Below are 11,523 nucleotides of genomic sequence, written 5' to 3'. Positions count from 1 at the left end.
CAAGAAGAAGGTGCTGACCCTCGGCGCCGCCTACCAGTACGAGTCGGACGTGGCCTTCGCCGGCACCGACCCCAAGGACCTCAACGCCTGGACCGCCGACCTCTTCTTCGAGTACCCCCTGGAGGAGGTGGGGACCTTCACCGTCTCCAGCGCCTACGTCGACTACGACATGGACGATGCCTACAAGGCCGGCAGCACCGGTCCCAACGCCTCGGAGAAGAACGGCTCCTACGTCAAGGCCGGCTACCTCCTGCCCAACCTGCCCCTGCAGTTCTTCGCCCGCTACGAGGACTGGTCCTTCGCCAAGCTGAACGACATCGATGCCCAGGAACTGACCTGGTTGGCCGGCGGCTTCAACTACTACATCAAGGACCAGAACCTGAAACTCACGGTGGAGTTCAGCAACACCGACTACGACAAGGAAGAGGCCGACCTGGAGGACTTCAGCCAGGCCGTGGCCCAGATGCAGCTGATCTTCTAGCGATTTGACAAAAGGACTGACATCATGAAAAAGCAACTGTTCATCCTGACGGCCGTTCTTTCCCTGGCTCTCGGCGGCGTCGCCGCCGCCGGGCAGTTCGAGGGGGAGGTGGTCAAGGTCAAAGGGAAAAAGGTGACGATCGAGATCGTCAAGGGCAAGGCTTCCAAGATCGAGGTCGGCTCGATGGTGACCCTCGAGGTCGAGGCTCCCGCCGAGGCCCCCGAGGCCGGCATGGACATGCTCCAGGGCTGTTAACACCGTTGCACCCTGTTGCCCCCCCCTTGCGGCGCAAGCCGCGGGGGGCAACAGCAATTAGCCGCAAGGCGCGGGCCTTGCGAGAGTGCGACCCCTTTCCGTGGCAGGAGTTCAGCAAGACCGTGACGGTGAGCGAATAAGGACAGCTCCCACGTTTCCTGAAAAAGATGTCCCACGGCGGGCGGGGCCCAAGGGCCCTGCCCGCCGATTTTTTTGTGCCGACATGACGGTTGTGGTAGAATGGCCATTCTGAGCGGTTTCGTATTCTCACTGTCGTTACCACCGTCCCTGGGCCTTGTGCCGGTTTTTTGCATGATTCGTTCTGTCTCCATCAGTGCTCTCCTTTGGCTTCTCGTGCTTTTGCTTCTTGCCGGCTGCACCCGGGACATCGGCGATGCTTCCACCTGCCTTTCCTGCCACGAGGGGATCGAAGCGGCTTCGGCCACCCACACCGACTGCGTCTCCTGCCACGGCGGAGATCCGCAGGCGACGGAGAAGGCGGCCTCCCACCGCGCCATGCTCGGCCCGAAGAACCCCTCCGATCCCCGTTTCTGGGAGCGGAGCTGCGGCCGCTGCCACCCCTACCAGCTCGGCCGGGTCCGCGCCGCCCTGATGACCACCAACACGGGGATTATCAAGAACATCCAAGAGACCTGGGAGGGTGAGGACGGCCGGCTCTACGGGACGCAGGGCGCCCAGGTGCACGACGCCGCCGGCAATCCCCTATCCCTCCAGCCGGTTGCCGGGCTGGACAACCTGGCCGGGGAGTTGTACCGCAAGTTCTGCTCATTGTGCCACGTGGCCGGGGAGGCCAACCAGGTCTGGAAAGGCAGCCACGGCTCCGGCTGCGCGGCTTGCCACTTCCCCTACGCCGACAACGCCACCTATGCCGGCGGGGACCCCACGGTGCATGGCAAGTGGCCCTACTCCGAGGACCACCGCCTCGCCCCCCTGCCCGACAACCGGGTCTGCTCCCGCTGCCACAACCGCAGCGGCCGCATCGCCCTCTCCTACGAGGGGCTCAACGACNCGACGGCAACAACGGTCTCGTCCCGACCCGGGACGGGCTTCCCGGTCCGACCATCATCAGCGGGGCCCGCAACGCCACGAGCATCCGCCCCGACATCCATCATGCAAAGGGGATGGAGTGCATTGACTGCCACACCTCCAGGGACGTCATGGGGGACGGCTACGCTTACGAGAACCTTTACGAGCAAGTGGAGGTCGGCTGCGAGGACTGCCACGGCAGCCCCACGGAGAGGCCCCGGGCCCGTGAGATCGTGCGGGAGAACGAGGAGCCGGTGCGGGAGTCGCGCGGCTACAAGGCCCCGGTGCGCCCCGGCATGACGATGGTCCTCACCTCAAAGGGCCGACCCTACAGCAACGTCGCCCTCGAGGAGGGCAAGGTGATCCTCTACGGCAAGCGCGACGGCAGGCGCCACGAGAGCAAGGTCATCACCGGAACAGCCGAGCACATGATCGCCGGTCACGGACGCCTGGAGTGCCACTCCTGCCACTCGCGCACCGTGGTCCAGTGCTACGGCTGCCACACCGAATACGACCAGGGGCAGCTGGGGATGGACTTCGTCAAGGGGAAGAAGACTCCCGGGCGCTTCAGCGAGACCGAAGACTACCGCACCCTCTACCCCTTCCCCCTGGCCCTCGATCAGCGGGGGCGGATCTCCCCTGTCACCCCGGGCTGTCAGACTTTCGTCACCGTTCGGGATGCCGGCGGAAGGGTTACCGCCGAGGAATACGTCACCGAGTTCAAGGGGAAGAGGCAGCTGCGCTTCGCCCCCTTCTACGGCCACAACACCGGGACCCGGGCGGTCGGCTGCGGCGAGTGCCACGGCAACCCGGCCTTTCTCGGCTTCGGCCAGCACGTGGTGGAGGAGGGGACGATCGAGGCGACCCTCCTTTGCGAGCGCTCCGATGAGAAGCCCCTCGACGGCTACCTCTCCCTGAGCCAGGGCCGGGTGCGGGCCTTTTCCGCCATCACCCGGGAGGGTTCCCGGCCCCTGAACGGCTCCGAGGTGAAGCGGGTGTGGGCGGTCAACCAGTGCCTCGTCTGCCACGCCGACCCCAAAGACCCCATCTATCAGAAACCATTGGACTATGAGCGACTCGATGCGTGCCTTAATCATTCTGCTGCTGCTCGCCCTTAGCCCCCTGGCGGCCGGAGCGCAGGAGGACTGCGGCGCCTGCCACCGGGATGCGGTCCAGGGCGTTCACCGGGGGCTGGAGTGCTCCGCCTGCCACGGCGCGGGGGGGGAGATCGCCCGTCCTTCTTCGGCCGCGGGGGGAGCGCCGGGCTGCGTCTCCTGCCACGAGGGATTCGATGCCATGTTTCACGGGCCGATGGCGACCCGGGAGGTCGAGCGGCGCTTTGTGGCCCAGACCTACGGCCGTCACGACCCGGGGTTTTTCGATAACAATTGCTCCGGCTGCCATGTCAGCGATTGCCTCGACTGCCACGGCGAGAAAGGCCACGAGATCGCCCGGCCCACAGGCGAGGCCTGCCTCTCCTGTCACAAGGGGTACTTCGTCGGGTGGGACTATTTCGGCCGGGCCCCCCGCGAAGACCACCAGCGTTATCAGCGCGGGCCCCAGGCCCAGGGCGAGAACTACCTCAAGATGCGCCCCGACCTCCACGCCGAGATCGGCCTGCAGTGCGGAGAATGCCACTCCATGGCCAGCCTGGCGGCGGGGGAGAAGGCCTCGAAAGGGTGCGCCGACTGCCACCGCCCCGACGACGGGGTCATCGAGCACCGTATCGACGCGCACCGGGACAAGCTTGAGTGCTACGCCTGCCACTCGGCCTGGGCGGCCCAGGAGTACGGAACATTCTTCCTCCGTCTCGGCGACGCCGAGGCGCGCAGGCATTTTCGCCTGCGCCAGGACCCGGAGAGCGAATACGTCCGGAGCGCATATCTGAAAAGGCAGGACGCCCCGCCCCTCGGCCTCAACGGAGCCGGCCGGGTCAGCCCCGTCCGTCCCCAGTTCATCGCCTTTCAGAGCGATCTCCGGGAAGACGCCCCCGAGGCGGGGGAAAACCGGCTGCTGGCCGCCCGCTGGAAGGCCTTCTTCCCCCACACGGTGCGCAGCGGGACGGTGATGTGCGAGGGCTGTCACGAGGACGGTCGGCGCTTTCTGCTGGAGAAGGAGGAGGACCGGATCTACGGCCTGCGCCGTGACGGGCTCGATCTCGACTCCTTCTGGAGCCAGAAGGGGCAACAGGTGGAGGGAGGGGGCTTTCTTTCCGCCGAAAGATTTGCGACAATGCGCGAAAGGGGCGAGGCCTATTCACGGGCCTACGTGGAGAAATGGAAAAGACTGATCGATCGCGTCGCCGATTCCTCAAGGGACTAGCCTTCGGAGCGGCCTGCAGCCTGGTCCTCTGGAAGTTCCTGGTCCCCGGGCCGAAGGCGCGCAAAAAAACGCTGCTCCAGGTAAAAAAGGCGGAACTGCCCGCCGAAGGGGCCCTCGTCTACCGCGAGTCGCGGGTGGCCATCGTCCACTCCGGGGAGGAGGTCTACGCCCTCAGCCTGGTCTGCACCCACCTCGGCTGCACCGTGAACGTCACCCCCGACCGGATCGTCTGCCCCTGCCACGGCAGCGTTTTCGACCGCCAGGGCCGGGTCCTGAAAGGGCCCGCCCCCAGCCCTCTCGAGCGCCTGGAGGTCCGGGACGAGGGGGGCACGCTGGTGGTCCTGACCTAGAACGCAAACCGACAGCAGGCAACTGATTCGAAACGAGGTCCCCTTGTTCCAGGAATTCGTCGAACATCTCTTCCCCCGGGTCGTCCTGAAGCGCAACCTGCGCATCGGCTACACCTTCTGCCTCGGGGGGCTGGCTTTCACCTGCCTCCTCGCCCTGGCCCTGACCGGGTTTCTGCTCCTCTTCTACTACCGCCCCTCGCCCGAGGGCGCCTTCGAGTCGATCCTCTACCTGGAGGGCTCGGTGCCGGGGGGGCGCTACGTCCGTTCCCTGCACCGCCTCGCTTCCCATGGCTACCTGATCATGATCTTCCTGCACACCCTGCGGGTCGTCTGGACCGGGGCCTACCGGCGGCCGCGGGAGCTGAACTGGGTGATCGGTTTTCTGATCCTCTGCCTCTCCCTCTTCGCCGGATATACGGGGTACCTGCTGCCGATGGATCAGCTGGCCCTTTGGGCGACCCAGACCGGGATGCAGCTGATCGCCTCGGTGCCGGGCGGTGAACTGGTGCGCAGTTTTCTCGTCCCCGACGCGGTCGGGCAGCCCCTCTCCCTGATCCGTTTCTACGCCCTGCACGTCGTCGTGCTGCCGGTCGCGGTGCTGCTGTTGTCCTTTCTGCACTTCTACCGTATCCGCAAGGACAAGGGGGCCCTGCCGTACCTATGAGACCTGAGGAATACGTCAAGAGTTCGCCGTACTTCTTTCGCCGCATCAAGCTGGCCCTTGTTCTGGTCGTTGCGGCCCTGCTGGGCCTGGCCGCCCTCTTTCCCGCGCCCCTGCAGGTGCCCGCCGACATCTCCCGGGTGCCCAACCCTTCCAAGTCGGCCTGGTTCCTTCTCTGGATGCAGGAACTCGTCAGCTACAGCGGCACCCTGATTTACCTGATCCTGGCCCTGGGACTTTTCTTCTTCCTGCTGCCCTTTCTGCCGGGGACCGAAGCCAGCACCAGGGCCCGCTGGTTCCCGCGGGACCAGATGGCGGTGAACCTGCTGACCCTGGCCGCCTTTGTCGCTATCGTCCTCCTGACCGGCGTCGCTCTCTTCTTCCGGGGTGAAAATTGGGCCTTCGTTCTGCCTTTTTAGGACTGCTCTTCCTCTGGGCTCTGACCGGGGTCGGATGGGCGTCCTCCGGGGAGAACCGCTGCCTCGAGTGCCACCGGTCCCACCACCCGGAGGGGGGGGCGTGCGTCGAGTGCCACCGGGGCAACCCCCGCACCGACCGGCCGGAGATCGCCCACCACGAGCTGATCGAGGGGCGTTTCGCCCATTACACTCTGGAGGGAAGCCCGGTCTCGGAGCGGGGAACAAAGCGGATCGAGACGGCCGCCTGCCGTCGTTGCCATGCGACGGGAGGGAAGGGGAACCGGCTCGCCGTCAGCCTCGACCGGGCCCCGCAGACATCGCGGCCGCAGGAACTGCTGGAGGCCATCCGGCACCCGGTTCTCTTCATGCCCGATTTCCGCTTTTCCGAGGTGCAGGCCGTCGAGATGGTCAACGCCATCCTCCTCGGGGCGGCGAAGGCACCGGCCGCCGTGGAAGAGACCCCGGTGGTGGTTCATTTCGAAGACCGGGGACGGCGGAAGGACAATCCCTTCGTCAAGCACTGCGGCGGCTGTCATCGGGGGCTGACCGAGGGGCAGGGGGGGCTGGGGCAGGGCGAGGTCGGCCCGAACCTGTCGGGCCTGTTTTCCGAGTTTTATCCGAAAACGTTCCGGGACGGGGAGCGCTGGACGGTGGACGGGCTGAAGAAGTGGCTTAAGAACCCCCGGGAGATCAGACCGTTGGCGACCATGGCGCCGGTGGCCCTGAAGGAGGAGGAACTCTCCCAGTTGCTCGGGGTGTTTGGTGAAGAGGCGGAACGACCGGCCCCCTAGCGGGTCAGCTTCCGGATGGTATCCCCGTGCCGGGGATAGCGCCGGAGCAGCGCCTCGCGCTCCCCCATTTCGAAGTCGGCGAAATCGAACCCCGGGGCCACAGTGCAGCCGACCAGCGCATACGAGTCCGGCTCGTTCAGGGTCGCGCCGAACCAGCACCCCGCCTTGACGACCGCCTGCAGCGCCTGGCACTTTTCCGGGTCCGCGCCGAGGCGGATCTTCCCGTAAATCCCCTCCGGCTCGATGACGTGGAGGGTCAAAGAAGAGCCCCGGTAGAAGTGCCACAGCTCGTCGGATCTGATCCGGTGCAGGGCGGAAAAGTCCCCGTCGGCCAACAGGAAGTAGATGGCCGTGGAGAAGGGGCGCGGTTCGCCGTAGCGCTCCGGCAGGCCCCGGGAGGGAATCGCTTCTTCGGAGCGGTAGGTTTCACGGAAACATCCTCCTTCGGGATGTCTTTCCAGGCCGAGTTTCTCGATCCAGTATCGCGCCTCGGGGTTCATGTTTTTCCTTTCGGCAGTGCCGTCATGTTAAAAGCGTCGCAGTCAATCGCCTTGGAACGGTCCCTCCTTCGCCCTCCACAATCCTGACTGTCCCGGAATTAAAATATCATTGTGTTGGCAAAGAAGATTTAATTCGAGTACCATTTATACATCAATCGCTCAATTGTCCAATGAGAAAGATCGACCGAAAGAATTCGTTACGAAAGATCCAGGGTCGGAAGGGGGAAAAGAAATGAAAAGCTTCTGCAGGCTGTTTGTCCCGTTGATCCTTCTCGCAACCCTCTCGGCCTGTGCAGGCCCCGTCCAGCAGCCCGTCCCCCTGGCGCCCGATCCGGCGGCTTACCTGCAGGGGGTCGAAGATTTTCGCGCTGCCAAGGACGCCTATTTCAAAACGGGCAGCTCACCGCTGCCTTATGCCGCCCGGAAAAACTTTACCGGGCTGAACTATTTCCCGATCGACCAGGCCCAGCGCATCGTCGGGAGCCTGGAGAGATACCCGAAACCCAAATTGCGCGCCCCGGGAGATGCCTCTACGGGCACGGTCACCATGAATGCCGTCGGCCAGTTCCGTTTCGACCTGGATGGGCAGGCTCTGGAGGTGGAAGTCTGGCAACCGGCGGGCGACCCGGCCCTCATGGTCCTGTTCAAGGATGCGAGCAACGGCGTCGAAACCTACGAGGCGGGCCGTTACATCGAGCTGGATGCAACTGAAAACGGTCTTTATGTGCTCGATTTCAACCGGGCCTACAATCCCTTTTGCCACTACAGCGACAAACATCTTTGCCCGTTTCCCCCTTCGCAGAACATGCTTAAAATGCGCATACACGCGGGGGAGAAAAAATACGGGCATCATTGACCCCCAGTTGAGGGGGATTCCATTCGGCAGGGCGCGGCAGGGGCATTGACCTTGCCGGATCGCCCTGTCATTTGCACTGCGAGGAGGTTATGAAAAAGGGAACCAGGAAACAAACCGGGCCGGCGCCCACGCCCCAGGGGCGTCCGTGGGCGGCATGGGCCCTCAATGTCGTCCTCTACCTGATCAACTTTCTACTGATCGCATTCATCTGGGCGAGGTCCACGCCCCGCGAGGGAGGGGTGGTGCGCCTGGCGATCTGCTGGATCATTGCCTACATCCTCACCCGCGTCATTGTCCATTCGACCAAGGTGCCGATGCGTGCGCTGATGACGGTGGCCCTGGGCGGCCTGCTCGGTTTCGTCTTGTTGTTTCCGAAGTAAGATTTGGGAGGGCGGGCTTATCGGTTGATGGATGTCGGAGGGGCCCTCCGGGCCGGAAGGGGGGGCGGGAAAAACCTGTCTATTTTTCGCTGGAGCCGGGCATTGTGCCCGGCTTTTTTTCGCAGGGTAGCGAGGGGATGCGGGGCCGTCCTTTCAGACTGGCCACCGCGGATGGCGCGGTTCGGGGGAGCCGGTCAGCATCGCCCGAACGATCCGTCAGCTCTCGCCGAGATTCCTCCTGCGGGGCAGGGAAGAAGGATTGCCGGGGCCGAAAGGCCTGGTTCTCAGGCCGAGGGGACGACAGACCGGGGGAAATCGACCAGGAATGGCTCCAGTTCCCCGGCGGGAAGGGGGCGACTGAAGAGGTAGCCCTGCCCCTGTTTGCAACCCCTCTGACGGAGTTGCTGCAGTTGGGACTCGGTTTCTATCCCCTCCGCGATGACTTCCAGTTTCATGTTTTGGCCCAGGACAATGATCGATGACACGATGGCGGCGTCATTGGGGTCGGCGGTGATGTCCTGTACAAAGGACTGGTCGATCTTGAGCTTGGTGATGGGGAAGTTTTTCAGGTATTTCAAAGAGGAGTAGCCGGTCCCGAAATCGTCAATGGAGAGATGAATACCCCTGACCTTCAGATCGGTCAGGGTCATGATGACATCCCCGAAGTTTTCCATGATGACGTTTTCCGTGATCTCCAGTTCCAGCCATTGGGGGTCAAGGCCCGTCTCCCGGAGAATCCGCTCGACCATGTCGACAAAACCGGGCTGCTTGAACTGCCGGCCGGATACGTTGACCGTGATCCGAACCGGTGCGTATCCCTTGTCCTGCCAGGCCTTGTTCTGGGCGCAGGCCGCCTGCAGGACCCATTCGCCGATGGGCACGATCAGTCCCGTCTCCTCCGCCAGGGGAATGAAATCGCCGGGAGAGACCATGCCCCGCTCGGGGTGCTGCCAGCGCAGCAGGGTTTCAAGCCCGATGAGCTTGCCGGAGGCCAGTTCGATCTGCGGCTGATAAACCGTGAAGAACTCTCCCCCTTCCAGCGCACTCCCCAGGCTGTTCTCCAACAGCAGCATCTCGTGGGTCCGGGCGTTCATGTCCGGTTTGTAGAACTGGCAGTTGTTCCTCCCCTGGTCCTTGGCCCGGTACATGGCCGAGTCAGCGCACTTCATCAGCCCTTCGACGTCGACGGCGTCGGTGGGGAAGATCCCGATGCCGATGCTCGAGGTGACATGGAGCTCCGTTTCTTTCAAAACGATTGAGCGCTTCAGGGAATGAAGGATCTTCTGCGCCACCGTCGCGATGTTCTGGATGTCCTTGAATTGCTCCAGGATAATGACGAATTCGTCCCCCCCCAGTCGCGCAACGGTATCGGCCTCGCGGACGCAGGCCTTCAGGCGGTTCGCGATCTGCTGGAGCAGGGCGTCGCCGGTTTCATGCCCAAGGGAGTCGTTGATGTTCTTGAACCGGTCCAGGTCGAGGAAGAGGAGGGCCACCTGGTGACCGGAGCGGCGGCTCTTTGCCATGNCTTTGCCATGGCCTGCTGCAGGCGGTCCTGGAAAAGGAGGCGGTTGGGCAGCCCGGTCAGGGAGTCATGATGGGCGATGTGCTTCATCCGTTCCTGGTTCGCGCGCAAATGGTCCTCGACGGCAACGCGCTTGGTGATGTCTCTCGAGGCCTCGATGACCGCTCGAAGGGTACCGTCGCTGTTCCAAAGCGGGGAGGCCTCCAGCTCAAAGGTGCGGACCTCCCCGTTGGCGAGGGTGTGCCGATGGATCGTTTTTGCGTGCTGTCCCGTCCGGCGCACCTCGTCCAGGGGGCAGGGATGTTCGCTGCCGCTGCACGGAAGGTCCGACTGGTGGGAAACCTGATGGCAGCGAAGGGTTTTCCCTCCNTGTTCATCATCAGCACTTCATAGTCCGGGGCAATGACAAAGAGAGGGTCGATGGCGCCGTCGATGATCGACTGCAGAAAGGTTCGGTCCTCTTTAACGGCCTGTTCGGTTCGTTTTTGCTCCGTGATGTCGATCATGGCTCCGGCCAGGCCGCCAATGCTGCCGTCTTCCCTCTTGAAAACTGCTTTGTGGAAAAGATAGTTGCGGGGGCTGCTTTTTCCAATGTTCCACTGGGTTTCGTAGATCTTTGTCTCGGCTCCCTGGAAAAGCTCCTGGTCGGCCCCATGGCACGTGTCGGCGACTTTTTTCGGGGCAAAATCATAAACGGTTTTTCCGATGATTTTTTCCTTGGACAGGCCGTGGAATCTTTCAAAAGCCTCGTTGCAGTCGAGATAAAGACCTCTTTCGTCCTTGAAGAAGATCGGGGTGGGAATCGCCTTGAGGGTTGTCTCCAGCAGGGCCGCCTGATCCCGGAGGGCTTTTTCGGCCCGGGTTTGTTTGGCAGCCGATTTTTTGGCCTTGATTCCCACGCGGGCAATTACCCCCAGGAATACCAGGGCGATCAAAGCCATCACCCCCGATGAGTGTTTCAACAGGCGGTCTATGGCCGCCTTGCGTCGGGAGACGTCGTAGTAGATTTCCAGGGCGCCGGCGAAGCGTCCCGCCCTCATCAGTGGCACGTAGGTTTCCACCACGTCGGCGGCAAAGATCTGGCCCTCCATCGACCGCCGGCTCTTGGTGACCAGCTTGCTGAAGGGTTGTCCCTGTGCGACGATTTCCCGGAAATAAGTCTTGGTGTTGGTCTTGCCGATATCGTCCGCCGTGGTCGAGAAGAGAATCCGGCCCTCCGGGGAGAAGATTTTGAGCTTTATCAGCCCCAGGTCGCCTTTGAAGCGATCTATCTTTCGAATCTGGTCGGCGCTCGGTGTTCCGTGGGGCATTCCTCCGGTTTCGGAAAAGATCTGGTTGGCGAGGTGATGGGCGATGCGGATGGCGTCCTTCTCGGTCGCGTCGGTGAGCAGGTGAAATACGGCGGGTTCGAGCACCGTGACGTTGTAGACCGGCAGGCCGATGCCGAGGGCAAGGGCAACGACCAGTATGATGAGGAGGTGTTTTGTTTTTTTCATGGGACGGGACCGCCCTGGTTCGGAGTCTGGGAGCACCTTGGCATTGGGGGGGACTTATGGGTTTTTGCTTATTTTTTTAGCTAGATAGCCCCTTTCTCCCTCTGGTTAGTTATTAACCATATGGCGCATCTTATGGCAAGTTATAAATAGGTAACGCACGTAAATGCTCAAGATTGAATGTCCGGGGTAGGGTACAGAAGTTGTTTTGTATGGCCCCGCCTGAAGGTTTTATCTTGTGGCGGTCCGGTTTGCCGACGGTAAGTTCTTGGGAAAGAGCCTTTCATTGACAGTGCGTCCTGCATGCGTCGCATCCTGATTGCACACACCGGAAGAGAGGATCTTCCTTCCTGCAATTTCGCCGTTTCCAGGTTGGGGGAAGAAATCTCGGAGGTCTTTCTCTTCTTCGACGGAGGGCGTCGCATTTCAGGGGGGAGAGGCGCACC

At 62.7% G+C, this 11,523-nt stretch carries 13 protein-coding genes and 1 pseudogene; 10 read left to right on the top strand and 4 right to left on the bottom strand.

The genetic code is table 11. The annotated features are described in order from the left end of the window. The 8 genes from extI to extS form a co-directional block, all read left to right on the top strand. Window positions 1-481: selenite/tellurite reduction operon porin ExtI (extI, locus tag C0617_RS16525; RefSeq protein WP_291318137.1), on the top strand; the 481-nt coding region annotated here is incomplete at its 5' end. Between the two features lie 24 nt (window positions 482-505). Continuing rightward, entirely contained in the window at window positions 506-736 is a 231-nt protein-coding gene (extJ, locus tag C0617_RS16520) for a selenite/tellurite reduction operon protein ExtJ (protein WP_291318136.1), read from the top strand. A 1,030-nt stretch (window positions 737-1,766) separates the two neighbouring features. Next, a partial coding sequence (locus C0617_RS17270; RefSeq protein WP_365889478.1) for a multiheme c-type cytochrome occupies window positions 1,767-2,901 on the top strand: 1,135 nt, incomplete at its 5' end. Further along, on the top strand, window positions 2,864-4,105 hold the full coding sequence (gene extO / locus C0617_RS16515) for a selenite/tellurite reduction operon b-type cytochrome iron-sulfur cluster-binding subunit ExtO (protein ID WP_291318135.1): 1,242 nt from the start codon (window positions 2,864-2,866) through the stop codon (window positions 4,103-4,105). The genes C0617_RS17270 and extO, both read left to right, overlap by 38 nt. After that, entirely contained in the window at window positions 4,060-4,455 is a 396-nt protein-coding gene (locus tag C0617_RS16510) for a ubiquinol-cytochrome c reductase iron-sulfur subunit (protein ID WP_291318134.1), read from the top strand. Before extO ends, C0617_RS16510 begins: the two co-directional genes overlap by 46 nt. A 43-nt stretch (window positions 4,456-4,498) precedes the next feature. Continuing rightward, window positions 4,499-5,119 carry a cytochrome b N-terminal domain-containing protein gene (locus tag C0617_RS16505; RefSeq protein ID WP_291318133.1) on the top strand — a complete coding sequence of 207 codons (621 nt, stop codon included), beginning with the start codon at window positions 4,499-4,501 and terminating at the stop codon, window positions 5,117-5,119. Further along, window positions 5,116-5,535, top strand: coding sequence for a selenite/tellurite reduction operon b-type cytochrome membrane protein ExtQ (extQ, locus tag C0617_RS16500; RefSeq protein WP_291318132.1), 420 nt, complete (start codon window positions 5,116-5,118; stop codon window positions 5,533-5,535). Before C0617_RS16505 ends, extQ begins: the two co-directional genes overlap by 4 nt. Next, on the top strand, window positions 5,511-6,326 hold the full coding sequence (gene extS / locus C0617_RS16495; RefSeq protein ID WP_291318131.1) for a selenite/tellurite reduction operon c-type cytochrome lipoprotein ExtS: 816 nt from the start codon (window positions 5,511-5,513) through the stop codon (window positions 6,324-6,326). Before extQ ends, extS begins: the two co-directional genes overlap by 25 nt. Here the strand turns inward: extS and C0617_RS16490 are convergent. Next, a complete protein-coding gene (locus C0617_RS16490) occupies window positions 6,323-6,826 on the bottom strand; it encodes a cupin domain-containing protein (protein WP_291318130.1) in 504 nt (167 codons plus the stop codon). The genes extS and C0617_RS16490 overlap by 4 nt on opposite strands. A gap of 232 nt (window positions 6,827-7,058) precedes the next feature. On the opposite strand from C0617_RS16490, the gene C0617_RS16485 reads away from it, so the two are divergent. Beyond that, the gene (locus C0617_RS16485) at window positions 7,059-7,682 is read left to right on the top strand and encodes a DUF1684 domain-containing protein (protein WP_291318129.1); all 624 of its coding nucleotides are present in this window, start codon (window positions 7,059-7,061) and stop codon (window positions 7,680-7,682) included. Window positions 7,683-7,771: 89 nt separating this feature from the next. Beyond that, complete coding sequence (locus C0617_RS16480; protein WP_291318128.1) at window positions 7,772-8,062, top strand: hypothetical protein; 291 nt, start codon at window positions 7,772-7,774, stop codon at window positions 8,060-8,062. 284 nt (window positions 8,063-8,346) lie between these two features. Here the strand turns inward: C0617_RS16480 and C0617_RS17265 are convergent, their stop codons facing one another. The 3 genes and pseudogenes from C0617_RS17265 to C0617_RS17255 all read right to left on the bottom strand — a co-directional run. Continuing rightward, a complete protein-coding gene (locus tag C0617_RS17265; protein WP_365889475.1) occupies window positions 8,347-9,585 on the bottom strand; it encodes a bifunctional diguanylate cyclase/phosphodiesterase in 1,239 nt (412 codons plus the stop codon). Between the two features lie 2 nt (window positions 9,586-9,587). After that, window positions 9,588-9,953 (bottom strand): annotated as a pseudogene (locus tag C0617_RS17260) (PAS domain-containing protein); the annotation flags it as partial. 1 nt (window position 9,954) lies between these two features. Continuing rightward, window positions 9,955-10,525: PAS domain-containing protein (locus C0617_RS17255; RefSeq protein ID WP_365889479.1), on the bottom strand; the 571-nt coding region annotated here is incomplete at its 3' end. Window positions 10,526-11,523 lie beyond the last annotated feature (998 nt).

The organism is Desulfuromonas sp. (genome assembly GCF_002868845.1).
Taxonomy (GTDB): Bacteria; Desulfobacterota; Desulfuromonadia; order Desulfuromonadales; family BM501; genus BM501.
Note: the sequence above shows the minus strand (reverse complement) of the source record. Positions and strands in the feature narration are given on the sequence as shown.